The sequence below is a fragment of the Megasphaera sp. DISK 18 genome (assembly GCF_001682955.1).
In the GTDB taxonomy this organism is placed as follows: Bacteria; Bacillota; Negativicutes; order Veillonellales; family Megasphaeraceae; genus Megasphaera; species Megasphaera massiliensis.
Genome location: NZ_LUGJ01000044.1, coordinates 1 through 25248, shown reverse-complemented (window position 1 = coordinate 25248; position 25248 = coordinate 1). Strand labels below are relative to the sequence as shown.

25 protein-coding genes and 1 riboswitch are annotated in these 25248 nt (G+C 52.6%); of the genes, 7 read left to right on the top strand and 18 right to left on the bottom strand.

Translation table 11 applies throughout. The features are described from left to right. Positions 1-144: 144 nt before the first annotated feature. Entirely contained in the window at positions 145-1068 is a 924-nt protein-coding gene (locus tag A0U42_RS09620) for a carbon-nitrogen hydrolase family protein (protein ID WP_065360796.1), read from the bottom strand. A 216-nt stretch (positions 1069-1284) separates the two neighbouring features. On the opposite strand from A0U42_RS09620, the gene A0U42_RS09615 reads away from it, so the two are divergent. Genes A0U42_RS09615 through A0U42_RS09605 form a run of 3 tightly spaced genes read left to right on the top strand, consistent with a single transcriptional unit; the run spans position 1285 to position 3989 of the window. Continuing rightward, entirely contained in the window at positions 1285-1875 is a 591-nt protein-coding gene (locus A0U42_RS09615; RefSeq protein ID WP_065360795.1) for an aminodeoxychorismate/anthranilate synthase component II, read from the top strand. Next, a complete protein-coding gene (gene pabB / locus A0U42_RS09610; RefSeq protein WP_065360794.1) occupies positions 1868-3256 on the top strand; it encodes an aminodeoxychorismate synthase component I in 1389 nt (462 codons plus the stop codon). The genes A0U42_RS09615 and pabB overlap by 8 nt, the downstream gene beginning before the upstream one ends. Continuing rightward, positions 3240-3989 carry an aminotransferase class IV gene (locus A0U42_RS09605; protein WP_065360793.1) on the top strand — a complete coding sequence of 250 codons (750 nt, stop codon included), beginning with the start codon at positions 3240-3242 and terminating at the stop codon, positions 3987-3989. Before pabB ends, A0U42_RS09605 begins: the two co-directional genes overlap by 17 nt. Here A0U42_RS09605 and yfcE read toward each other — a convergent pair. After that, complete coding sequence (yfcE, locus tag A0U42_RS09600; protein WP_065360792.1) at positions 3984-4529, bottom strand: phosphodiesterase; 546 nt, start codon at positions 4527-4529, stop codon at positions 3984-3986. The genes A0U42_RS09605 and yfcE overlap by 6 nt on opposite strands. 470 nt (positions 4530-4999) lie before the next feature. Between yfcE and A0U42_RS09595 the strand changes: the two genes are divergently transcribed. Further along, positions 5000-5800 (top strand): MBL fold metallo-hydrolase, encoded by an 801-nt coding sequence (locus A0U42_RS09595; protein WP_065360791.1) that lies wholly within the window; start codon positions 5000-5002, stop codon positions 5798-5800. A gap of 274 nt (positions 5801-6074) precedes the next feature. Here the strand turns inward: A0U42_RS09595 and A0U42_RS09590 are convergent, their stop codons facing one another. Together A0U42_RS09590 and A0U42_RS09585 are read right to left on the bottom strand one after the other, a co-directional pair. Continuing rightward, positions 6075-6542 carry a hypothetical protein gene (locus tag A0U42_RS09590; RefSeq protein ID WP_083122514.1) on the bottom strand — a complete coding sequence of 156 codons (468 nt, stop codon included), beginning with the start codon at positions 6540-6542 and terminating at the stop codon, positions 6075-6077. 126 nt (positions 6543-6668) lie between these two features. Next, a complete protein-coding gene (locus tag A0U42_RS09585; RefSeq protein ID WP_065360789.1) occupies positions 6669-7355 on the bottom strand; it encodes a TerC family protein in 687 nt (228 codons plus the stop codon). Between the two features lie 302 nt (positions 7356-7657). Between A0U42_RS09585 and A0U42_RS09580 the strand changes: the two genes are divergently transcribed. The 3 genes from A0U42_RS09580 to A0U42_RS09570 all read left to right on the top strand — a co-directional run bounded on the left by A0U42_RS09580 (position 7658) and on the right by A0U42_RS09570 (position 9530). Continuing rightward, positions 7658-8527, top strand: a complete 870-nt coding sequence (locus A0U42_RS09580; RefSeq protein WP_065360788.1) for an NAD(P)-dependent oxidoreductase — start codon at positions 7658-7660, stop codon at positions 8525-8527. A 44-nt stretch (positions 8528-8571) separates the two neighbouring features. Continuing rightward, the gene (locus tag A0U42_RS09575) at positions 8572-9018 is read left to right on the top strand and encodes a MerR family transcriptional regulator (RefSeq protein WP_065360787.1); all 447 of its coding nucleotides are present in this window, start codon (positions 8572-8574) and stop codon (positions 9016-9018) included. Between the two features lie 68 nt (positions 9019-9086). Beyond that, positions 9087-9530, top strand: coding sequence for a GNAT family N-acetyltransferase (locus A0U42_RS09570; RefSeq protein WP_065360786.1), 444 nt, complete (start codon positions 9087-9089; stop codon positions 9528-9530). A gap of 198 nt (positions 9531-9728) precedes the next feature. Here the strand turns inward: A0U42_RS09570 and cobM are convergent, their stop codons facing one another. The 14 genes from cobM to A0U42_RS09500 form a co-directional block, all read right to left on the bottom strand. Next, positions 9729-10529 carry a precorrin-4 C(11)-methyltransferase gene (gene cobM / locus A0U42_RS09565; protein WP_065360785.1) on the bottom strand — a complete coding sequence of 267 codons (801 nt, stop codon included), beginning with the start codon at positions 10527-10529 and terminating at the stop codon, positions 9729-9731. Next, positions 10526-11662 carry a cobalt-precorrin-5B (C(1))-methyltransferase CbiD gene (cbiD, locus tag A0U42_RS09560; RefSeq protein WP_065360784.1) on the bottom strand — a complete coding sequence of 379 codons (1137 nt, stop codon included), beginning with the start codon at positions 11660-11662 and terminating at the stop codon, positions 10526-10528. Before cbiD ends, cobM begins: the two co-directional genes overlap by 4 nt. Positions 11663-11684: 22 nt before the next feature. Beyond that, positions 11685-12482, bottom strand: a complete 798-nt coding sequence (locus A0U42_RS09555) for an ABC transporter ATP-binding protein (protein ID WP_065360783.1) — start codon at positions 12480-12482, stop codon at positions 11685-11687. Positions 12483-12485: 3 nt separating this feature from the next. Continuing rightward, a complete protein-coding gene (locus tag A0U42_RS09550; protein ID WP_065360782.1) occupies positions 12486-13487 on the bottom strand; it encodes an iron ABC transporter permease in 1002 nt (333 codons plus the stop codon). Continuing rightward, entirely contained in the window at positions 13480-14436 is a 957-nt protein-coding gene (locus A0U42_RS09545; RefSeq protein WP_065360781.1) for an ABC transporter substrate-binding protein, read from the bottom strand. Before A0U42_RS09545 ends, A0U42_RS09550 begins: the two co-directional genes overlap by 8 nt. A gap of 15 nt (positions 14437-14451) precedes the next feature. Beyond that, on the bottom strand, positions 14452-16860 hold the full coding sequence (locus A0U42_RS09540) for a TonB-dependent receptor domain-containing protein (protein ID WP_065360780.1): 2409 nt from the start codon (positions 16858-16860) through the stop codon (positions 14452-14454). Further along, positions 16857-17270, bottom strand: coding sequence for a biopolymer transporter ExbD (locus tag A0U42_RS09535; RefSeq protein ID WP_065360779.1), 414 nt, complete (start codon positions 17268-17270; stop codon positions 16857-16859). Before A0U42_RS09535 ends, A0U42_RS09540 begins: the two co-directional genes overlap by 4 nt. A gap of 1 nt (position 17271) precedes the next feature. Next, positions 17272-17886 (bottom strand): MotA/TolQ/ExbB proton channel family protein, encoded by a 615-nt coding sequence (locus A0U42_RS09530; RefSeq protein ID WP_065360778.1) that lies wholly within the window; start codon positions 17884-17886, stop codon positions 17272-17274. Positions 17887-18012: 126 nt separating this feature from the next. Beyond that, positions 18013-18191: riboswitch (cobalamin riboswitch) on the bottom strand. 577 nt (positions 18192-18768) lie between these two features. After that, positions 18769-19641 (bottom strand): helix-turn-helix domain-containing protein, encoded by an 873-nt coding sequence (locus A0U42_RS09525; protein WP_176698862.1) that lies wholly within the window; start codon positions 19639-19641, stop codon positions 18769-18771. Positions 19642-20565: 924 nt separating this feature from the next. Beyond that, positions 20566-21570 carry a ferredoxin gene (locus tag A0U42_RS09520; RefSeq protein ID WP_065360776.1) on the bottom strand — a complete coding sequence of 335 codons (1005 nt, stop codon included), beginning with the start codon at positions 21568-21570 and terminating at the stop codon, positions 20566-20568. A gap of 12 nt (positions 21571-21582) precedes the next feature. Next, positions 21583-22377, bottom strand: coding sequence for a hypothetical protein (locus tag A0U42_RS09515; RefSeq protein ID WP_065360775.1), 795 nt, complete (start codon positions 22375-22377; stop codon positions 21583-21585). 33 nt (positions 22378-22410) lie between these two features. Then, positions 22411-22872 carry a hypothetical protein gene (locus tag A0U42_RS09510; protein ID WP_065360774.1) on the bottom strand — a complete coding sequence of 154 codons (462 nt, stop codon included), beginning with the start codon at positions 22870-22872 and terminating at the stop codon, positions 22411-22413. Between the two features lie 453 nt (positions 22873-23325). Continuing rightward, entirely contained in the window at positions 23326-24045 is a 720-nt protein-coding gene (locus A0U42_RS09505; RefSeq protein WP_065360773.1) for a DUF3226 domain-containing protein, read from the bottom strand. A gap of 1 nt (position 24046) precedes the next feature. Next, complete coding sequence (locus A0U42_RS09500; RefSeq protein WP_083122510.1) at positions 24047-25144, bottom strand: ATP/GTP-binding protein; 1098 nt, start codon at positions 25142-25144, stop codon at positions 24047-24049. Positions 25145-25248: the final 104 nt, after the last annotated feature.

Here is a 25248-nt window from a genome sequence, read left to right as displayed (position 1 = left end):
TTTCTATACGCGCCCGTAACCGGCACGCCCCGCCTCCCTTGCTGCCGGTTACGGGCGCGTATAGAAAATGCCGTTAAACGAGAATCATCTTGTTTAACGGCGTTTTATCATGTCTGAAACAGCTTACGATGGCGTGATTTTCCTTTAGTCGTGGACGATGAGTTCGAGGATATCGGGACGGCTGTAATGGCCGGCGGCGTCGAATTCCATATGGCGCAGGGCGACTTGATTCATATCAAGGTCGGCATAGATGATGGCTTCCTTATCCCAAACGGGTTCGGTGAGGTAATGGCCGCAGGGGTCGATGATGCAGCTGCCGCCGCGGCAGGTATTGTCGCTTAATTTGTCGACGGCTCCCTTTTCCACTAAATCGGAGGGATACATGTCTTTCGTAAAGTACTGGTCGACGTTGAAGACGTAGCAGTGGCCTTCGATGGCGATGTGCTTGATCGTGTCCTGCCATTCGGGATTGTCGTTGGTGTTAGGGGCCAGATACAGGCTGACGCCCTTTTGGTAGAGGGCCGTCCGGGCCAGAGGCATGTAATTTTCCCAGCAAATGAGGGATCCCATGGGTCCCCACGGCGTCTGGACGATGGGAAAATACGTCGACGGGACGTGGGAATCGGCCCAGATATAGCGTTCGGCGCCGGTGGGTTTAATCTTCCGGTGATGGGCGGCTAAAGTTCCGTCGGGCCCGAAGATGACGTTGCTGCAATAAAGGGAGTACGTCGTTTCATCCCGTTCGGTAATGCCTAAGCTGACGTAGATGCCAAAGGCCTTGGCGGCTGCGGCAACGCCTTTCAAATCACGGCTGACGACGACAGACGCTTCGTAGTAGCGCTTCCAGTCGGCCCGTTCGGCTTCGGAACGACTGCCGACGGTAAAGCCGAAGGTCAGGCCGTAGGGGTAGCAGGGCACCAAGGACTCGGGAAAGACGATGAGCTGGGCGCCGTTTCGTCCGGCTTCTTCGATTTGTGACACGACTTTTTCCAGCGTCGCCTTTTTGTCGAACATGACCGGCGAGGCCTGGGCAATGGCGGCCCGTAATGTTTCCTGTAAGATTCGCATATATATCCCTCATTTCCGTTTTTCTTTTAGTATACTTGAAATGATACATTTCGTATAGATTATTTTATATACAAAAAAACTTCGAAATAATTCAGGATTATGGTATACTAAATGAAGAGGGAGCTTCCTCTTCTGCAGTTTACGGACCTTTATGGATAACGACTGTACCCCTTTGGGGCTGCCGTCGTTGTCCATTTTTTCATATAAGGAGGCATTATGTATCTTATCGTCGATAATCATGACTCATTCACTTATAATCTGGCCGACCTGGTCGCTGAAACGGGACGCGACGTCGAGGTCCGCCCCTGCGATGCCCTCGGTCTCGGAGAAATCGCCGCCATGAAGCCCGAAGGCATCATCATTTCTCCCGGTCCCAAGGGGCCGTCCGATGCCTGGCAGTCTCTGGCCATCGTGCGGGAATTCGAAGATACGATTCCCCTCCTCGGCATTTGTCTCGGCATGGAGGTCCTGGCCTATGCCGCCGGTGCTTCCGTTACCCGCGGCAAAAAGCCGATGCACGGCAAGGTGACGGCCATTCATCACGACGGAAAGGGCTTATTCAAAGGCCTGCCCAAGACCTTTTCCGTGACCCGCTACCATTCCCTGGTCGTCCAAAAAAGCAGCCTGCCTCCGGCTTATCGCGTCGACGCTGTCAGTGACGACGGCGCCGTCATGGCTCTGTCTCATAAAAAACGGCCCCTCTTTGGCCTGCAGTTCCACCCCGAAGCCCTGCTCTCGGAACACGGCTCCGATTTGATCCAAGCCTTTTGCCGCCGTGCGGAAGAAGGAGGCCCTGGCCATGACTGAACCCTATATCCGCCGTTCGAACCTGCCTTATACGGCCAGCCAAATCTTTTCCCTCTTTGCCGATGAACCCGATGCGGCCTTCCTCGATTCTTCCCAGGAAAACAGTCTTGGCCAATACGCCATTATCGGCCTCATTCCCTATCATACGGTTTCCGTCGAAAAGGGGCGCCTTCGCGTCGACGGCAAGTACCATCCGGGAACGGCTGAAGCCTACCTCAAGGCCTACTTAGGGCGGCATCACCGGAAAAATTACAGCGACCTGCCCCTGACATCGGGAGCCATCGGCTACGTCACCTATGACTACGGCATGAAGCAGAATGGCGTAGTTTCGCGGCACACGCCAAAAACCGCCATGGCCGACATGAAATGGGTCTTTTACGATTTTTTCATCATCGAAGACTTGAAAGACCACAGCCTTTGGTTCATTGCCAACGGCCAAACGGAAGCGGCACCGGAACTTTGGGCGCGAATGGAAAATCTCATCCGACAGCGCATGGCAGCCTTCACGGCTCCGTCCCTGACCGAAACCTATCCTATGGGAATCCGGCCGGACTGCACGCCTGATGAATACGCCCTGGCCCTGCGGAAATTGATGACCTACCTCGTCTCCGGCGACGTCTACGTCACTAACTTCACCAGCACCCTGACCGTCGACAGCCCTTGCCCGCCGTACACCTTCTTTTCCCGTCTGCGCCGGGATAATCCGTCGCCCTTCGGAGCGTATTTGCAGTACGGCTCGTACCAGATCATCAGTTCTTCCATGGAGCGTCTCCTTCACATCGAAGGGCGCCATATCGAAACGCGACCCATCAAGGGCACCCGACGCCGAGGTGAGACGGCGGCTGAAGATGCCGCCCTTCGTAAAGAATTGGCAGCTTCACAAAAAGACCGCAGCGAACTTTTGATGATTGTCGACCTCGAACGAAACGACCTCCACAAAGTCTGCCAGCCCGGCAGCGTCACGGTACCGACCTTATTTTCCGTCGAAGACTACGCCTCGGTCTTCCACTTAGTTGCCAGCGTCACCGGCATCCTTCGCCCGGACCAGACTGCCATCGACGCCCTGACGGCCCTCTTTCCCGGCGGATCCATTACGGGAGCGCCCAAGAAGCGGGCCATGGAAATCATCGACGAACTGGAAGCCGGCCGCCGTCAGCTCTACACCGGGACCATCGGGTATTTATCCCTCGACGGAAATTGCGATCTCAACATCGTTATCCGCACGGCCGTCCACCAAGGAGACACCTACTATATCGGCGTCGGCGGCGGCATTACGGTCGAGTCGGACCGGGACTTTGAGTATGAAGAAATCTGGCAGAAAGCCAAGGCCCTGCTCACAGCCTTGAAAGGGGAAAACTTTTACTATGAACCTTACCTTTGATGACGGCTATCAGTTCGGCCTCGGCGCCTTTGAAACCCTGTCGCTTGTAAATGGACAACCTATTTGGTTGGAAGCCCATGAAAAAAGGTTACTCCGAACCCTCGCCTGGCTGGGAATCGCCCTTCCCCTTGATTGGAAGGAATCGTTTGAAGCTTATGTGAAAGAGCTGGGGACTGATAGGGGTGTGGTAAAGATCTTAGCTTCCGATAACAATGTGTGCTTCACATCCCGTGCCAATCCGTATGAACATCTGCCGTCCCGACCGGGATTCGTCCTGGCCCTGTCGGACATCTGCCGCAACGAAAGTTCGCCCTTCGTATATCATAAGACCTTTAATTACGGCGATTCCATCGTGGCCAAACGGCAGGCCACAAAACGAGGTATCGACGAGCCGATTTTCTGCAATACGAAAGGCGACCTTGCCGAAGGGGCTGTGAGCAACCTGTTCTTCATAAAAAATGGGCAGCTTTATACGCCGCCCATCGAGGCCGGACTCTTGCCGGGCATTGTCCGCGCCTACGTCTGTCATCGCTATGACGTCGTCGAAAGAGCTATCCGTCCCGATGAGATTCCTTCCTTTGACGAGTGTTTTCTTACTAATTCCCTCATGGGCATCATGGCCGTCCGCCAATTCGGTTCTCACGCCTTCCCGGTCTCGGAGAATACCCGAACGGCAGCCTTGTTCCGAACCTACTTGAAAGATCGCCTCGGCCCTTTCCCCGGTTCCTTATAAGACCAGCTCGTGGAAGGCCTGGCCGTCCATGTCTTTCCAGGTGAAGGTCTGATTTTCCCAGACGAGATAACTGTTCGGATTGCTGTCTTTCGGGAGCGAGGCCGAACCGGGATTGAGGTAGTAATTATCCCGGCCAAAGGGTTCCCAGACCGGCAGATGAGTATGGCCGTGGAGCAGGATGTCGCCCTTCTGGAGCGGCGGCAGGCGATGGGTATTATAGTGGTCGCCGTGGGTCGCATAGACGACGAGTTTCCCCTGGGTCAAGATGGCATAGGGCGCCATGATGGGAAATTCCAAGACCATCTGGTCGACTTCGCTGTCGCAGTTGCCGCGGACGCAGAGGATGGCATCCTTCTTTTCGTTCAGCATGGCAAAGACTTCTTTGGGATTATAGTCCTTGGGAAGGTCGTTGCGCGGTCCGTGATAGAGGATGTCTCCGAGGAGAACAAAGCGGTCGGCCCCTTCTCGTTCATAGGCCTCGAGGAGACGGCGGCAGTAATAGGCCGAGCCGTGAATATCTGACGCGATGAAATATTTCATAGTATAACCTCCCTGTGCCCTTTTGGCACGCTTCATGTCGTAATCATCTCATGGGACGCAAGTAGGGGACCGCTAAAAGACGGCTATTCCCTGGTTGCGTATCTTTTTTTGTGTGTCTTTAGTATACGGATTTTTAAGGGAAACTGCAAGTAAGGATGGCTTCCGGAAGATGAGTTGAGGCTTGGTTATATAATAAAACAGGGCTTCCGATAACTTGATATTATCGAAAGCCCTGTGTCGTAGAGCTCATGCTGTTTCACTATTTTTTTATAGTTCCGTAATTTGAACTTCTTTTTCGATGGCGGCGACCTTTTCCGGATCGACGACACCGCGATGATAAATTTCCCTCACCACGGAAATTTTTAGCTATACCGTCAAAAACCCGGCCCGTATAAAGGTGTAACCATTTACACATTCGGCGAAATTTGTTATATTAATACGGTACTTTTTTGATTAGAAGGGAGCCTGTCATGAATCTTACTATCTTGGGCACGGGCAACGCTACCGTTACCCAATGCTATAACACCTGTTTCGTCTTAGAAGAAAAGGGCCAGTACCTCCTCGTCGACGGAGGCGGCGGAAACGGCCTCCTGCAGCAGCTGGAAAAGGCCAATCTTCGCTGGCAGGACATGCGGACGGTCTTCGTCACCCACAAGCACATCGACCACATCCTGGGCATCATCTGGCTCATGCGCATGATGTGCCAATCCTGGCGGCGCGGCACCTACAACGGCGAAGCCACGATCTATGCCCACGACGAAGTCATCGGCCTCCTGCGCTCCATGGCGACGTCCCTCCTGTCTTCTAAGGACAGCCGCTACCTTGATGACAAGCTCCATCTGATCACCGTCGAAGACGGCGATACACACAGCCTCATCGGCCATGACGTCACCTTCTTCGATATCCGTTCGACCAAGGCCAAGCAGTTCGGTTTTGCCATGGAACTGGCTGACGGCCGCCTGACCTGCTGCGGTGACGAACCGTGTCAGCCCTGGGAAGAAGACTACGTCAAAGGCAGCAAGTGGCTCCTCCACGAAGCCTTCTGCCTCGATGCCGACGAAGCCATCTTCCACCCTTACGAAAAGAATCATTCTACCGTCAAAGACGCCTGTGAATTGGCCCAGCGCCTGGACGTCCAAAACGTCATCCTCTACCATACGGAAGACAGCGACCTGGCCCATCGTAAGGAACGCTATGGCGAAGAAGGCCGAAAGTATTACGACGGCAACCTCTACATTCCGGACGACCTGACGGTCTTCACCGATTTATAAGACATCCATCTATTTCAAAAGCTCGTCGATGTTCATCGGCGGGCTTTTTTTGACGCTGCGAGCCAAAGTTTCCCGCGTAAGATCATCAATCAGTGATTCTCTTTATTAAAGGGCATCCCGATTTTTCCCTCCCCCTTTCTCAATCTGTTCAAGGTGAAATGCCTTCACTCGTCGAACAACAGGTGTGAACTGCCCGTCGTAACCGGCTCTAAGGAGAGCCGTTACGCAAAAAAACACCAGCCCCGGTAAAGAGCTGGTGTCATGGTATACAATCTTACTTATCGAGTCTTCCGACGGTAATTTCTTCGACGCGGTTATTTTCGACTTCGATGTCGATGCCGAGATCAGACCTTCCGGTGACATAATAGATGTAATGATCGTCACGGATGGCATCGGGTTCGCCGTAAATGGTTTCTACTTCGGCGATATCCATGCCGACGCGAACGCCGTCAGCCGTTTCCCAGCCGTTATTGGCCGAGACTTCAATCTGATGGACGCGGTCGTATTTTAAGTCGATGGATACGGAGTTTCCATATTCATATTCCGTATCTTCTGTCGCCCGTTCTTTTTCCATGTGAACGTCGACCTTAGTCGGCATGCCGTACATCGAGCGGATGACCGAGCTTTCCGCATCGAAGGGAATGCCGCCGATGCGAAGGGCCGACTGGGGAACGGAGGCAAATGCTGCCGTAGCTGCCGCCGTCAAAGCCAGGGTGAGACCAAAGATTTTCCACGTTTTCATTATCATTACCTCTCTTCATTCATAGATTGCAGTTCCTTAATAAATTAAGGCTATTTTAACACAGGGACGGTCAGAAATCAAACGACCGACTTGTCCGCCCTACGGATACGAAGCGAGAAAGCACGCTTAGCCTTGGGCTTTGGCCGTTACACTGCGGCTCAGGACTAAACCGACGGCGATGACGCCGACCGCCAGGAAAATTTGGATGGCCAAGGGAGCCCAAGACCCGACGGAGGACTGAATCATGGGGCCCAAGATTTTGTCGTGACCGATCATGGAACCTGCCGTCCATCCGAGGAGGCCGGCACCGGCGTAGAGGATGACCGGGAAGCGGTCCATGAGGCGGCCGATGATGGTGCTGCCGCCGACGATGATGGGGATACTGACTAAGAAGCCGATAGCGACCAAGAGGAAGCTGCCGTGAGATGCGCCGGCAATGGCCAGGACGTTGTCGACACCCATGGCGGCGTCGGCGATGATGATGGTCTTGATGGCGCCCATGAGGTTATCCGAAGCCTTGACGTCGTCGTGGTGTTCTTCCGGAACGAGGAGCTTGACGGCAATGGGCAGCAGGATCAGGCCGCCGATGACCTGCAGATACGGAATGGTCAGCAGCCAGACGGCGATGAAGGTCATGATCAGGCGGATGATGACGGCACCGGCCGTACCGATGAGGATGGCCTTTTTGCGCAGCGCCGGCGACAGCTTATTGGCTGCCATGGCGATGACGACGGCATTGTCGCCGCCGAGAAGGATGTCCAGCAGAATGATCGTTCCTAAAGCCGTAAAAAATTGCATTGATAATAATTCCATATTCTTCTCCTACTTTCTGTGAATAAAACAAAAGAGACTCCCGCATGGTATCAGTCAAACTGGTATCATGCGAAAGTCTCACCTATTGCATCAGCAATGCTGCCACCAGCCGGTCAATTACGGCACGATGTTGATGGACAGCTGGAAGGTTACTCCCCTTCGCTATTTTATTACGGGATAAGTATAGCAGAAGGATACTCTTTTTGTCAAGATTACAGCGGCCATCGATTCTTATCTGCCATATCTATATTAAAACTATTTATGCTATAATAAGAACATGCATATCATTGGAGGTGGTATCTATGAATACAACAATCGGATTCATCGGAACCGGCGTCATGGGAACGGGCATGATCCGCAATTTGCTCAAAGCCGGTTTTCCGGTCAACATCTACACTCGTACCAAAAGCAAGGCCGAGGCCCTCATCGCCGAAGGCTGCCAGTGGTTTGAATCGCCGTCAGATGTAGCGGCTGCGTCGGACGTCGTCATTTCCATCGTCGGCTATCCCAAAGACGTCGAAGAAGTCTATTTAGGCGATAAAGGTATCTTGAAGGGGAAAAAAGGCGGCACGGTCATCGACATGACGACGTCCAGCCCGGCTCTTGCCAAAGAAATTTATCACAAAGCCAAATCCTTGGGTATCGACGCCCTCGATGCTCCCGTCTCCGGCGGTGACGTCGGCGCCAAAAACGGGACCCTGGCCATCATGGTCGGCGGCGACGAAGCTGCTTTTAAGGATATGAATACTGTCTTTTCAGCCATGGGCAAGACCCTTACCTACTTCGGCCCCGCCGGCAGCGGCCAGTACGCCAAGATGAGCAACCAGATTGCCATTGCGTCCAACATGATGGGCGTCTGTGAAGCCATTGCCTACGCGCAAAAAAGCGGCCTCGATCCGGAAAAAGTCATCGCTACCCTGTCGTCGGGCGCTGCCGGTTCCTGGTCCCTGGCCAATTTGGCACCGCGGATGATCAAAGGCGATACGGCTCCTGGATTTTTCATTAAGCACTTCATCAAAGACATGCGCATCGCCCTCGAATCGGCGGCTGAAATGAACCTCGACCTGCCGGGCCTGACCCTGGCTAAAAAGCTCTACGACCAATTGGCCTCTGACGGCATGGAAGACTGCGGCACCCAAGCCCTCTTCCAGTGGTACGCAAATCAGAAATAGGCCTTTCTCATCTGAAAAGGCATGCAAAGGAGGTGGCCGCTGTCATGGCGGCATCATCGAAGAAACTCTATGGTATGAAAGAAGCCTGTGAGCAGACGGGCCTTCCTTATGAAACCCTGAAATATTACTGCAATACGGGTCTCGTGCCCAACGTCAAGCGGTCGGACAACAACCGCCGCGTCTTCGACGACCACGACATCGCCTGGATCAAGAGCCTGACCTGCCTGAAAAAGTGCGGCATGACCATCGAAGAAATGAAGCAGTACCTGGCCTACTGCCTGCAAGGACCCGATTCCATCCCCGTCCGCAAGATCATGCTCGATAAGAAGCTGTCCATCTTAAAGGAAAAACAACAGGAAATCCAGGAATCCATCGATTACATCGGCTGGAAACAGAATTTTTACGACGAAGTCACGTCGGGAAAGCGGGTCTATACCAGCGACCTCCTGCCGGAATATAACGACGACGAAGACGATCCGGCAGACGACTAATCCTTGCCCTTGCCCACAACGCAGGGACCTCACCCGAAAGAGGTCATGAAACTCTCAGGAGGCACACCTTGACTATCATCGAACTTACGGAACGGACGCCCGACGTCATCGAAAAACTGCTGGCCGTCTGGGAAAGCTCCGTCCGCGCGACCCATCTCTTTTTACCGCCCGGCGCCATCGAAGCCATCAAAGCCTTCGTCCCCCAGGCCCTGGCCGTCGTACCGAAGCTGATCATCGCCAAAGACGACGGCGGCAGCCCATTGGGATTTTTAGGAATTGACGATAAAAAGGTAGAAATGCTCTTTGTAGCCGACGAATACCGCAGCCGCGGTATCGGCTCGGCCCTCCTCGGCTACGGCATCGAACAGTACGGCGTCAACGACTTGGCCGTCAATGAAGAGAATCCCTTAGCCCGCGGCTTTTATGAACACTTGGGTTTTATCGTCTACAAGCGGACGGAATTCGACGAACAGGGAAATGCCTATCCCCTGCTCTACATGAAGCGGTCCTGAAGACGGCTCTTGCTCCCAACAGAAACGATCTTCTAAGCTTAGCCTTCGCCGGCTATCCGTAGGAGGTCGTTTTTTTATACCCTGCCGGCAATCGGCCTTGTGGCTGCCATATCATCGCTTACGCATAAAAAATTCCGAGCGATCATCTTTTGGAATCACTCGGAACATAGAGATAGCTGATTTTAGAGGACGCCGTCCTTACTTTGAAGGGTTCTTTTTAAAGTGGTCGCCGTACTGCTGCGATGCGGGCTCAGCCTGTCGGCATCCGTGGGTAAAGGCCGGATGGTACAGGAGGCTTCGGTCGTAAGGACCTTCGAGGACCCGTCCGACGACGATGAGGGCCGTCTTAGAAACGCCGTGCTGGCGGGCCGTTTCAGCAAGGGTCGCCACCGTGCAGGGATAGACTTTTTCATCGGGCCAGGAGGCCTTGTAGACGATGGCTGCCGGCGTATCGCCGTCGTAACCGCCATTCATGAGTTCCTTTTGCAGGCCGTCTAAGAGCGAGGCGCTGAGGAAGATGACCATCGTCGCCTGATGAGCGGCGTAGTCGGCGATTTTCTGCTTATCGGGAACGGGCGTCCGCCCTTCCATGCGGGTGATGATGACCGATTGGCTGATGCCCGGCAAGGTGTATTCGGCCTTGAGAGCTGCAGCGGCGCCGCAAAAAGAGCTGACGCCGGGAACGACGTCGAAGGCGATATTTTTTTCAGCGAGGATGTCCATTTGTTCACGGATGGCTCCGTAGACCGAGGGATCCCCCGTGTGCAGGCGGACCGTCATCCAGCCCAGTTTTTCGGCCGTTTCCATAGCGGCGATGACGTCTTCTAAGGTCATGGACGCACTGTCCAAGATGACGCAGTCCGCTTTGGCATAGGTCAGTAATTCCGGGTTAACCAGGGACCCGGCGTAAATGATTTGATCGGCCTGTTCCAGCAAAGTCTTGCCGCGGACCGTAATGAGATCGACAGCACCGGGACCGGCACCGACAAAATGTATCATCGAACTTCCCCCTTCTGATGGACGGCCAATAAGTCTTTGGCCTGTGATGTATAACCGAGGACGCCGTAGACGTTAGAGAATAAGACGGCCCCGGTACGGATAGCGCCGTGGGTGCGGGCCTCCAGATAGTGATCGATTTTTTGGCAGACGGCTTCCATGACCGGCGTCAAAAGCTGGGCTTCAGAGAGAATCCGGACGGCTTCATCGGTAGTCAGGCTGTCGTAAATTTCCCGGGCTAGGTCGCGGGAGGCGCCGGCGAAGACGGCTTCCAGCGCCAGGAGCGTCGTCCGGCCGTCGGCATAGCGGGAATGGGTATTCATAATGCCTTGAGCTACTTTGATCAATTTCCCGATATGGCCGATGAGGAGGACGTCGGAGAACCCCTTATAGACGGCGTAGTCCAGCATTTCGCCGACGTAGTTGCTGATGGTCACCCGCTGACGGACGTCGATGCCGAGTTCATCGCGGCTGAAGTCGACGCCGTAGTTGCCAAAAAAGGCTAAGAGATGAGACTCTCCGGCAGCCCGGCGCGAATCCATTTCGGTATGGATCGTGTCGACCAGGGCCTGTTCGCTCATGGGATCGACGATGCCCGACGTCCCTAAAATGGACAGGCCGCCGACGATGCCGAGACGCGGATTAAAGGTCTTTTGCGCTAAGACGTCGCCGCCTGGAATGGACAGGGTCAGCTTGAGGCCGCCCGTGTAACCGCATTCTTTAGCAGCATCCGAAAGGGCCTCTTCAATCATGCGCCGGGGCACGGGGTTGATGGCCCATTCGCCGACGGCGCAGGCCAAGCCCGGTTTGGTCACCTTGCCGATACCGGGACCGCCGGCAACGACCATGGCGTCGCCCGTTTTTTCAACGGTGGCAAAAACCAAGATGCCGTCGGTAATATCGGGATCGTCACCGCTTTCTTTGCGGATGGCGCAGGTCACCTTCCCCGGTCCGAAGGAGATCTCTTCGGGCTGCAGGTGGAGCACCTCCCCTTTTGGCGTCGTGAGGGCTACGGCATCGACGCGCTTTCCCGTGAGGACCATGACCGCCGCTGCCTTAGCCGCTGCCGCCGCACAGGACCCGGTCGTATAGCCGCAGCGAAGTTTCTTTCCGTCTTTAATGGTAAATAAATCCATGGTCTTCTCCTTTTCGAAATTTCTATTCCCCATCGTCGTCGGGCAGACAGTCGATGGGAACGATGAGGGGCCGTCCGTCTTTTGTCCTTACGATTTCGGCATCGATAGCAAAGACATGGCGCAGCATAGCCGGCGTCAGGACGTCGTGAGGCTTCCCTGTCGAAACGAGGCTTCCCTCTTTCATGATAACGACTTCATCGGCGTATTGGTAGGCCTGGTTCATGTCGTGAAGGACGATGACGACGGTCTTCCCCCAATTTTCATTGATGTCGCGGAGAAGCTTTAAAATGCGCAGCTGATGGCGGACGTCAAGGTACGTCGTCGGCTCATCGAGTAAGAGGATAGGCGCATCCTGAGCCAATAGTACGGCCAGCCAGGCCCGCTGCTGTTCGCCGCCGGAGAGGTGCTGCATGGCCCTTTTTTCATAGCCCTGAAGGCCGACGGCTTCGATGGCCCTGTTGATGGCTGCCTGATCGTCCTTCGTCAGCGGCGACAAGAGCTTTCGATAGGGAAAACGCCCCATGGCGACTAAGTCGGCTACGGGAACATCTTGCGGAAGGTCATGGGTCTGAGTCAAAAAGGCGATTTCCCGCGACAAGGCTTTACGTGAAAAGGACCGGACGTCGCGGCCGGACACTTCGATAGAACCTCCGGATACGGGAATCATGCAGTTCACGGCCTTGAGTAAGGTACTCTTGCCGCAGCCATTGGGACCGACGATGGCCGTAATCTTGCCCTTCGGAAGGGACGCCGTCATGTCGTGAAGGATGGTCTTGCCGCCCCGTTCGACGACGAGTTTGCGAATGGTAATGGCATCCACGGCTTACACTTCCTTTCGCAGGAGAAACAGGAAAAAAGGTGCTCCCAAGGACGCGATGATGATGCCCACGGGAAGTTCGGCCGGCGCCAAGAGGAGCCGAGCCGCCGTATCGCTCAAGGTCACCGTAGCCGCCCCAAAGAGAGCTGCGCCGGGAATGATATAGCGGTAGTCGGTGCCGACTAAGAGGCGCACCATGTGCGGCACGATGAGGCCGACGAAACCTAAGAGGCCGGCGACGCTGACGGCACTGGCTGCGAGAAGGGCTGCAATGGCCGTAAGGCCCAGACGGGCTCGTTCGACGTTGAGGCCCAGGCTGTGGGCCATGTCTTCTCCGAGCTGGAGAAGGTTCAGGTAGTACGCCCCGATAAAGGCCAAGACAAAGCCGGCCGCAGCATAGGGCGTAATGACGTAAACGTCTTTCCAGCTGCTGGCCGCCAGTCCTCCGACCATCCACAAGAGAGCGCCGTGGACACGGTCACTGTAAAAGACGAGGATCCCTGAGATGATGGCTCCCAGGAAGGCCGATACGGCGACGCCGGCCAAGATGATGCGCACGACCTTGATGCCGTCCTTCCAGGCCAAGAGGTAGATGGCCCCGGCAGCGGCCATGGCGCCGACAAAGGAGACGGGCGTCATCAAAAAGGCGTACGACGGGACGATGATGAGGACGATGAGGCCGAAGAGGCCGGCACCGGACGAGATGCCGATGATGTGCGGGTCGGCCAGGGGATTTCGCATGACGGCCTGTAAGATTGCTCCCGACAAGGCCAGATTAGCCCCGACCAAAGCCCCTACCAGAGTTCGCGGCAGGCGAATATTCCAGATGATCTGGTCAGCCGTTCCCCCTCCCGGCTGCCACAGGCTGCGGATGACGTCCGACGCCGAAATGGCCGCCGCCCCCTGCATGACCGACAGTAAGAGGCCGAGCACCGCCAAGACGGCGAAGACGAGGAGCATGAGCCAGCGCCAACCGGTTCGTTCCCGGCGCTGAAAGAATCTATTCATGAGGCACCACTCCCGGGTAGACTAAGTTTGCCATATAACCCACGGCCTTGGGGTAATCGAGGCCGGGATTGAGGAGGAAGTAGCGTTCGGGCAGGACGTAGAAACGGCCCGACTGGACGGCTTTCAAGGAGGCCCAGGCCGGATTGCTTTCGATGTCGCTCTTGACCCTTTTTTCGATCTTGTCCGACGATCCCATGGAGGTCAGGAAGATGACGTCGGGATTGGCTTCGACGAGACTTTCCATGCTGTAAGGAATGCGGTTATTGTCGCCGCCGGCCGTCGACGGCGAGACGACGTTCTGCAGATGAAGCAGTTCGGCAATACCGCCGGCAATGCTGGTCGGAAGTTCCAACGACACGGCACTGGGTGTGGCATGGATGATGGCCACGCGCTGACCGTCTTTGGGCACGGCATCGGTGATGGCCTTGATTTCCTTATCGAGCTTTTCATCGACGGCAGCGGCCTGATCTTCTTTGCCGTAGACCTTGCCCATGACATCCAAATTATGTTTGACGTCGTCGTAGGTCTTGGTGCGCAGCAAGATGACGGGAATGCCGCTGTCTTCGAGCTGGGCCGCTAATTTTTCATGATGGTCCGTACTGCCGATGACGACGTCGGGCTGAAGGGCCGTCACTTTTTCAAGACTGACGCTGTAGACCGGGCCCACGTCGGGCACGTCTTTATACTTTTCAGGTAAGGCTGCGTCTTCCGATTTGACGGCTGCCCGTCCGACGAGACTGCCGTCGAGGGCATCGGCAAAGTTTAAGAGCGACGTCGACAAGACGACGACTCGCTGCGGCTTTTGCGGCAGGGTTACGGATTTTCCCCGGTCGTCGGTGATGACGGCGTAATGTTCCCCGGACGCACTCTGTGAAGGCGTCCCCTGAGGACCGCAGCCAGCCAGGAGAAACAGACAAAGGACGAGCAGACATAAGCCAAATTTTTTCACAGTAAAAGCCCCCTCCTAGAATTTCTGACGGATACCGACCTGCCAGTTTCGGCCGGCAGCCGGATAATTATGGTATAAATCGTAGCTGGCGTTGTTGATGTTGGCCGCTTTGACGTAAATCGTCGTATTTTCGTCGGGCGAATAGGACGCGCTGCCGTTCCAGACGACGTAGGAATTGTTGCTGTAATAGGTGTCGTTACGCCCCGTACCGGCGGTCACATCGACGTTGGCCTGCCATTTGCCCTGATGGTAATGGAAGCCGGCCCGATAGCCGTTGGGCTGGTTGTACGTTTCGTCATAGGCCAGTCCCTCGCCGGTATCGACCTTGGTATGGATGTAGGAATAGCCCAATTCATAATCCCACTTGTCGTTGATAGTCTGTTTGAGGGATAGTTCAAAGCCCCGTTTATCTTCTTCATTGAGGTTTTCCGGTTCCCGCGGCGTGACGGACCGATTCCAGCGAATGACGTTCTCTAAATCGCTGTGGAAGACGCTGCCTTCGAGAAGTGTCTTGGGGCCCATGCGGTACTGGAAGCCCAGGGTCTGGGTGTAGCCTTCTTCCGGCTGCAAATCTTCGTTGCCCATGGAGGTGATCTTGCCGCGGGACGTCGTCAGGTAGAACTGGTCATTGAGGCGCGGCGGCGAAAAGACGCGGCTCCACGACGCATAGACGTTGAAGTCGTCGTTGGCCTTGTAATTCATAGCCAATCGCGGCGTCTGGTGGACCCCGTAGGTACTGTTGTCGTCCAAACGGAGGCCCGGCGTGACCGTCAATTTGCCGAAAGTCATGGCGTCTTCGGCGTAAAATGCCAGGTTATGGCGCTTCTTGTCGATGTAATTAGCCTCGTAATTGGTCCCCATGTCTTCCGTCCATTCGGCGCCGGCCGTGACGTGATGGCCGCCGAGCTGCCAGTTGTTCTGCCATTCCAGGCCCTGGGTGCGGGTAAAATAATGATTGGTCCAATAGGTCCGCTGGTAGTCGTTGAAATAACGCAGAAAACCGGGCTGAGCCTCATTTTTCTTAAAGTTATACGTAAGGCTGTAATTATTGATGAGCCGCTCGATGGGCTTATTGGCACTGAGGTACCAGCCCGAGAGGCGTTCTTTTTGCAGGGCTTTCGGCAACGACGACGAATAAGAAGCAAGGAAGGTCGAACCGTGGCCACGGTAATCCTGATGGTAAGCCTTAAAGGTCAACGACGTGTCGTCGGTCAATTCCTGATCGAGGCGCAGGGACAAGGACTCTTTGTTAATATCGCCGCGGGATTTGTCGGCATTGAGGCCACCCGGAAAGGCGTAATACTTTCGCCGCTCCATGTCGCCGCTGATGAGCCAACCGGTCTTGCCGGAACGGCCGCTGTTGGTCAGGGTGTAACCGTGCATGCCCCAGGAGCCGGTGTAGGCGTCGAGGGACGACTCATTGTGATCGCCCTTTTTGGTGACGATGTTGATGACGCCGCCCACAGCCCCGCTGCCGTAACGGACGGAACCGCTGCCCTTGGTGACTTCGATGCGTTCGATAGAACCGACGCCGGGAAGGTTGGCCAGATCGACGCTCCCCCGTCCGTAGCCGGAACCCTGGGCATTGGCCAGACTCTGACCGTCGACGAGGATCAAGACCCGGTCGTCGCCATTTAACTTGACGAAAGAAGAAATGCCCGGCACCATTTCATTGATAGTAACGCCGGGGACGCGCTGCAGGGCCTGCTGGACCGAGGCATCGCGGTGTTCGTCCATCTCCTTGGCGGTAATGATGGTTGTATTTGATTGAAGGACCTTCACCGGAGGAATGGTGGGCTCTTTCGGTTCATTTGCTCGGGCTTCCGATAACTTGTTAGGGAGTAAGGCCTTGACGCTGTCGAGGAAATCGGCAACTTTGCCTGGAACGTGAATCGAACCGGACGGCGCCATGGGATCATTCGTCCCGAGCCCGGCTGCCCGCCTGCCCGAAGGTCCGGTCTTACCATGATGGTGACGCGGTCCTGACGTTTTTCCCTCAGGAGACGAAACGGGCTGACCGGAAATTCTCGCCGCTTCCGCCTTTCCTTTTTCATCGGAAGATTCCTGTCGCGATTCCTGATTGGCGGCGGCATACGTAAGGGCGTCCGACGTCAGGGGCGTCACGTCGACAGTTGGCGTTTCTTCTTCGTTCGGAGCCTTATCCGGCGTCGAGGATACGACTTCTTGTTCATCGTAATCGCCGCTTCCGTCGCGGCTGACAGCGTCCATCCCATCGGCATCGTTCCCGCCGGCACCGGCCATATCTCCGGCATTATAAATCATGACGTCGGTCACGTTAGGCTGACGCGAATAGTGCTGAAGGACCGTAAAGAAACCGCCGGCAGCCAGGCCGACATAGACGGCGGCGTGGAGGGAGACGGAAAATCCGGCAGCAATGCGGCCCTTCTTCTTCCCCCACCTCACGGCTGAGCCCCACTGTCGGCGACGAGGCCGATGCGGTTCACACCGACTTTCTTAAAGGCATCCAACACGGCCATGACCCGGCCGTAATCGACGTCTTGGTCGGCATAGAGGATGACGCTGAAATCCTTGTCTTCCCCTTGCCGAGCCCGGGCCGAAGCCATGAGGGCCTCACGATCGACGGCCTTGCCGTTAAGCCACAGCGTACCGTCTTTTTTCAAAGTGACGACATACTGAGATGACGGCGCGTCTTTTGCCTCAGCCGCCACCGGCAGCTGGACGCCTAAACTGTGCATGTCCACCATCGATAAAGACGACATCATGAAGAAGACCAAGAGGAAAAACATGATATCGATCATAGGGATGATCATGATGGAAGGCTTTTCAAAATCCCGTAATTGACGTAGCCGCATCTCACTGCCCTGCTTTCTGGTCCATCGTTTCCATCGCCGAAAAACACAGCTCCATGTCGGTAATGATCCGATCGAGGCGCTGCGTAAAATAAGAATGAATGATTAAGGCCAAAACAGCGACGCAAAGGCCGAACGCCGTGGCAATGAGGGCTTCGCCGATACCGCCCGTAATGGCAATGGCCTGGCCCGATTGAACATTGAAGACGCTGAAGGCGCGGATCATGCCGCTGATCGTCCCCAAGAGCCCCAAAAGCGGCGCCAAGGTGACGATGACGCTCAGATAATAGAGGTGACTCTTCAGACGGGAAATGAAAATCCCCGACTGCATTTCCACAAAGGCCTTCCATTCGGAACCGCCCTGGCCTTCAAAAACGTCGGTCAAAATGAGAGGCAGCCCGCCGGAACTGTCGGCTGCAAGAGAGCGTGCCGCTTCCGTCTTATGGACTTTCATATAGGTATAAAAACGATTGGCAAAAGCCTTGCCGGCATCCATCTGGGTAAAAAACATGGCCCTCTCAATGCCAATATACACCGCAAAGAGGGAGCAGGCCAATAACAGATACATGACCGGACCGCCTTGCTGAAACAACTGAAAACCATTGATCATCGCTTCCATGGTACGAATGAACCCCTTTCCTGTAAGGACCTGCAAGATAAGGGCTGCAAAGATAAAAGGACCGTCGTATAGACGACAGTCCCCGAATATGCTCCGTACAATCTCCTTCCCATCGCTCGCAGGTCTATCGGTGATTATCCGTCAGGCAGTTCTTCTGGCTTGGTTTCATGGCCAAAGCTGCGCCTTCCCATACAAAACGTACAGTGACATCATGCAGCCTGGCTCCACCTCACAGCGGCGGGACCGCGCCGGCATTGAACCGGCTTCTCTATTAAGTCTGAGACACCTGACCTATATCTTATATTATATCGTTTTTACTATAGCATGACAAATAGAGAGCTGTCAACGAAAGTCAGCCCTCTAGGAATAGCTGTAAAATAAGAAAAATATGCTGTTACAAGATAAGATTTAATGCACACCCCTATGACCATGTCGAAGACGCCAGATCCTAAGTCTGGTGTCTTTCCAATCCCGTCATCATGAAGAAGTTCTCCCTGGGTCGTATCGGTTGTGCTATAGCCATTCATGTTTCAATCCACGCCCCCACAGAGGGGCGACTGCGATAATCTGTGTTGCGATGTTGCAAGCCGTAGAGTTTCAATCCACGCACCCAAAGGGGTGCGACCCCATGTTACGGACGATGTTGATCGTCTCCCACATATTTCAATCCACGCACCCACAAGGGTGCGACTATGGTAAAGCTGGTTTTGCGCTTCAGTACATGCTGTTTCAATCCATACACCTGTAAAGTACGACTTAATGTAAGTGATACAATAGTAACATTATATAACATGTCAATCCATACTCGAGGAAATTTCCGCACTCTTCTATCGACAGATAGCCGCTGTCAAAGATTATTTACATCCCTCAATGAAGATACCGTCAAAATTGTTTCCGGACTTCAATAACTCGACCTACGACATGGATTTGATTCACGTCTGCGCCGGCAAAAATTCCTAATGGATAGTTAGGATTGGCAGATTCTAGAACAATTATATTATTTTTCTTATGTACACGTTTCAGTACCCCTTCATTTTCATTAATCGTGACCAAGGCTATTTCTCCGTTTTCAACATCAGACTGAATTCTAATCAAAGCAACATCGCCGTCAAAGATTCCCAAACCATTCATAGAATCGCCTTTACAGTGACATGCACGGATGTCTCCGTAAACAGCATTGTCTATTAAAAGGTAGCTGCCAGTGTATTCATAAATAAATCCGAACGGACCATATTTAACGCTGCTGATGACGGGAATCCGCTTCATATCATGGTTGCCATCTACATCGTTAGATACTGGAAATGGCGATAGCCCCATTATATAGTCAGTGGAAACACCGAACAATTTTGACAGTTCATTCAACTTTCTCACTGGACTAGTATCGCCAGTTTCGTACTTAACGTAAGCAGTGCGACTGATACCAATTTTTTCGGCTACTTCCCCCTGTGATAATTGACGCTGTTCCCTTAGTTTTCGTAAACGGTCAGCGGTAACACTCATATGATTCGCTCCGATTTCTCCAGATCCGGGAACGCAAACAACCTTACCATCGTTGTTTTGAAGCTCGCCAAATAGTTCGGCCCTTGATATCCGAAATACTTTCATAAGTTCTTTCAACTTTTTTTCTCGAGGGATAATCCCGGCGTTTTCCCAGTGATCAACAGCCTGCTGAGTAACTCCAATTAGTTTCGCTAGCATCTCTTGAGATAATTTGAGACGTTCGCGATTATGCTTAATATTTTGACCAATCTCCACTACTGCTCCCTCAATTCTGAGTCTTAATCCATACACTTTCTGCAAGCCGCATTAATGGCTCCCCCATATAAATAGTTCTTCTTTTATTCATATTACGCGCCGTCTTTTCCTATACTAAGTATCCATTGTTCTAATCCACGCACCCCTGAGGGTGTGACTCTCGAAGAAGAAGATCCTGATTTAAGAAGATGCTGTTTCAATTCACGCACAAAAAAAGGGGGCGACAATACTACACGGTGCAAGATATCTCACAAATGAAGTTTCAATCCACGCCCCCAAAGAGGTGCAACGGTCGGGGTCTCTGCCGACGATATCCGGCGATGGTTTCAATCCACGCCCCCAAAGGATGCGACTGGAATCACAGATTGCAGAGCGCGACAAACAGTTTTTTCAATCCACGCACCCCAAAGGGTGCGACCACGGGTTTCTGTTTCTTCCTCAACCTCGAACGCGTTTCAATCCACGCACCCAAAGGGATGCGACAGCAAAAGAACGGTTTTACCGTCTCTTTTGTTTGTACCTATAGGGATAGGCCCCACAGACACGTTTTTTCTTACTCATGCAGGGATTCACTCAAATTTCCCCTGCTTTCATCAATGCTTTTAATCGCAAAAAAGGATGTTCACTATACATTGGCACTGCGTACTATTTCACGGCATACTTTCCGCCATAGACTTATATGACGTCCTATGCTCCAATCATCTCCGGGGCTCAATGGTTATTTCCCGGTACTTTTAATTTCATTATAGCACCATTTTACTTAAAATCATAATATCATCCCGCCACGCCCCCGCATCCATAACGCCCTTAGTACTGCAATCCTAATTTTTCCAACCATAAAAAATGGACGCGAGCTACTATTTCTCACTCTCGTCCATTCCTTTTTTTAGTATGAATATGCCTTGCCTTAGGAGAGTCCGCCGCTTATCCGAGGGCCGCTTCCAATTCCTCACATTTCGAGGCAATCATTTTTTCAACGTTCCTTCGATAATCGTCGATGATCCAGCCCAGGACTTCTTCGTAATATTCATCCATATCCATCAAATAAATGGTATCCAGGATATCCTTTTTAAAGTCGCCGCCCATGCCCACATCGTAGTCATAGCAATACCGGGTTACGTTGTGCAGCACTCCTTTGAAGATCCGGCCGGCTTCCACTCGTTCCATATCGTCGGTATCGATACACCGTTTATACCAGGCTTCATTGGCATAGGGGTCCTGTCTCATTGTCTGGTCAACCTTGGCGCCCCATTTGATGGGATTATAGTCTTTAAAGCAATCGATATACTGCGTCGGCAATACGTTCCAAGTGCAAAAATCTTCCGGCAGGTCACGATCTCCCAAGGCGTCGGCTACGCGGTCCGCCGTGTCCCGCAAAATGGCCTCGAACTGTTTATTCCACTTGGCATACATTCCTTGTTCCGACCCATCGAAGAAGGGCGCAATTTTGTCGGCCCCATATTGGCTGAGGACTTCCATGGCATATTGCTCGATGCGAGCATAATTTCTCCGATAAAACTCGTTCCACGCGGCATCGCGTGCAGCCGAACTGCTCTTATATTCATAATAATGAGTCCCGTCTAAGTAATCGTAGTCGATGTCGAAGGCATATTTTTCCTTGTCAAAGTCATAGTCGGAAGACGTCGGACTGGGAATCTCGATACTCGATAAGGCCTTTTTCAACTGTTCGACCACCCCTTGTGTTCCCACGTCGCGTAAGGATGCCGCCTGAATATCGCGGAGCTGAATGGCCTGTTCCGGACAGAGTTCGACCATTTCCTGAGCCGCCGTGAGAACCTTTGGGTCCTCGATTCTTCCGTTATGTTTTACACGGGCCTTGCCGTCCGAGCCTTCGGCGATATAATCCGAAAAAGCGAGGCACGTCCCGCATCCCGTACATTTTTTCGCATCGATTCGTAATCGTTTCATCGTCGTCATCTCCTAACCAGTCTTTTTCACAGCCTCGGCGTATGCCTGCCCCAAGCGGATGGTCGTCATGATTTCTTGGGCAAGCTGGCCATCCCTCGTCACCACCGGCGCATCGACAATTCTTTTCAAAGCATCGACTACATTCATGCAGGTCATCAAAACGTCCCGATCCTCCCGGGTGTAGCAATCCGGGTCACTGCCTCGTGCTTCCATCAAGGCCTCGGAAGTCCGAATCGTTTTGGCCAGCAGCAGGTTCAGCCCGGCGATGACCGAAGAAATCGTTTCGCATTGACCGATCATGATATCGATGGCTTTGGCGATATTTTCCGCCTGACCGTAGACCACGCCGGCTGCCCGCAACTGCTTCACCGACTCCGCACGAAACTGCTCGGCATCGTCTAACAGCGACCGGCCCAACCCGCCTTTCAAGAGGGACATCATCACCTCGGAATCGGTACATTGGCCCTTGGGAATGATGGCCATCCGCTGCAGACAGTCGACGTAGTCTTTTTTCAACGGGATAAGGGCTAATGCCCCCTTCCGTTTCTCGGCTTGGAAATCGATTTCGATGATCTTCTGATAGAGATCCACAAAGCGGCGAAAATTAGAAAGGGTCCCCCATTTTCGTTGAACGATGCGCTCTAAGGCGGCCTCTAATTCCTGCGATTTCTGCCTCACCAACAGCCGGGCCTCCGTTTCTCGTTGAAAGGCCTTCATCATGCGTCGACGCGAATCTTCGTCCATGTTGCAGGCCTTATTCAAGTCATAAATAAATTTCCCTACTATCAGCGCCGCGATTGGCCACATGGCCCCAACCTCCTTTTTATCATGCCCTTCACGCTAAAGGGTAAAGCCTTTTCGGTCCTTGGAATCAAAATATCGATCAAAGGCGTCTCGATTTCTAAAGCAACATTCCTCGTCAAAGTAATCCAAGATTCGATCCAAACCGGCAAAGATCTCATCGACATCGTCGGCTAAGGCCGATTCCAACATCTGCTCAAATCCCCGGTAAAAAAATTCAAACTGTCGGTCCTTTTCCCCTTCATACACGGTATCGAGCCGTTTTCCCTGCTCTGACAATGCCGCTTCCATGACGAACGTCAAGCGATGAAAGGAAGGGAGCCACTCGGCCTCATCGTCTCCGGACAAAGCCTGTTCCAGCTCATGAATCGCAGCCATGACCGCTGCCATCGAACCGGCTTCGTCAATTTCTTCGGAAGCCGACGTGATAACCGGCTCCCGCGACTTTTCGTCACTCTTAACCAACGAAAGATGTCTCTCCTCGTTCATTTCCATTTCCATACAAATCACCTCTCCTCAAGCCTACATCCTTGGCAAAAGAACAACCTCTGCGAAAGGGTTCCCTGCTTTCTTTCCATTATACAAGGCTGCCCTGACAGAATATGTCACTGCACACAAAAGGACTTACAAAAAATGAGGTAAAGAAAAAAGACCTGCCATCCAAAAGGCAAGTCTTTCCTTTGTCCTGTCATAATCTATTCTGTTCGATGCAAGACACGGCCATGGCCTGTAATTCGCCGATAACCACCGAGCCATTTCAATCCACGCGCCCATGAGGGGCGCGACCGCAGTAACGACTAAAATTTCCGTTGAATATCGGTTTCAATCCACGCACCCATGAGGACACGACTAGGGGGCTAGCTCCCCTATGGATAGGGTTTGGGTATTTCAATCCACGCGCCCATAAGGGGCGCGACATACTATTTCAAATCAACTATTCAGAATAGCCAGCTCTCATGTTTCATCCGATGAAGAGAGTTCTATGAGGGCCTCTTTCAGAAAATCAAGGACCGGGCTTGAAAAGTCAAAACACTGTGCGCGAGCGGCTTCCCCAATCTTCAATCCTACGAAGCGATCGGTTCCCGAAAAATAGGCGTGCAATTTATTTTTATGAGCTGTCCGCAAAGAGGTTCCCCGTTCATGTTCAACTGTATCTAAATAAGAATTAGATAGCGTCAATAAATCTTCCCCTGAAAATTCATTAGGGTTTTCTTTTAAAATCTGACAGCACAGGTCTTCTAAGGTACCGTCACAAAAGTCTCCCTCCGCATTTTTACCCGGCAGGAGGACAAAGCCAAAGCGAATGCCGTCAGGGTTTTGAACAAATTGCCCGTCTAGCTGAATATGAATTCCGAAAGCCTCATTCATATGGTGCTGCAATGACTGCGCTGCACCACCGGCATCGGATTCGGCATCTCGTATAATCAGAAAACCTCGCATACGATCATAATTATCGAAGAATGGAATTGAGGATGGGAACTTACGCTTACGCAATTTCTTTCGCAGGTCTTCATTTCCACCCAAATCGATGATATTAAAGGTGTCGGGGACGATATGACGCTCTACAAGATATTCGATATAATACCGCAAAAAAAGTTCTTCATCTCGGCCTTCACACAAAATGACATGCGGGATATCCGGTATAAACTTTAGAGGTTCTCTCTTTTTCGGCATATCATCGCACCTCCCAGTCTGCATCTAAGGCAGATTCGAGTTCAGCTCCGGAAAAGGCATAGGCTTTTCGCCCTTTATCAGAAACGCTGATCCGTTGATAGCAGAGAGAATCCAGCTGATTTAATTCTTTCATCACCGCCGCCGACTGTCTCAAAATATCGTAATTGTGGGTTGTAATCACCAATTGGCAATGGATGGTCAAGGCTGCTTCGTATAAGGCCCTTAAGACCTTCGGATAGACGCTGTAATGGAATCCGTTTTCGATTTCGTCGAGCAGCACAATCCCGTTGGGGCTGGTCAAGATGAGCAGCAGCAGATGAAGGACCTTATTAATCCCATCGCCCATATAGGTAATCGGCATTTTCAGGCCATCTTCTAAACTAACATACACATAAGGAAGGTTGTTTTCTACCAAAGTCATGATATCTGAAATTCGTGTATCGAACAGGCGTAAGACGTCCAATAAATCGCCCTTCCGTCCGTCTAAGATAAACTTACCAACACCTTCGGCAACAGAGCCATTGTCCAGCATATACAGATTTTTATAAAAACTGACCTTCACAAAAGCCGCATCATCTTTCTTCGGCTTTTCAGACATAGATACATAGCGAATCTGCGTATTTTCAAAGGAGAATTGTCCCCGAGTCGTCTTATTATCTCTGATATGGGTGTACTCCAAGGCAAAAAAATGACTATCCAAATCCTGCGGCGCATAGCCTTGCTTAAAAATCCCGGTTACAGCCCCACTATTGATATCAAGGCTGACGTTTTCATCAGGAACCTTCCGCATCGTCAATACCGATGTTTTGCCGTTATCTTGTTCGACTGACAGAGAAAATTCATCCGTTTTCTCAAAGTTAAAAAACAAGGGATTCCAAATCCGTTCCGGCGTCGCCTGTAACTGCCCATTTCCGTTACGGCCGGAGGCCAGGGCTAAAAAAACATTCGCACTTCGATAGCCGAAGGCCAAAAAAATAGCTTCTAAAATCGCAGACTTCCCGGAATTATTCCGTCCGCCCAGCAGCGTAATCGGCGCCAACTTAGTCACCGATAAATCCTGAAAACACCGAAAATTATGTATGTTCAATGTTGTAATCATGTTTTCACCCACTTCGATACACGTGTTAACTTTTTATTATGACGATGTTAATATATATATTTTAACATATATGATACGCTTTTATACACACTTTATCATACCTT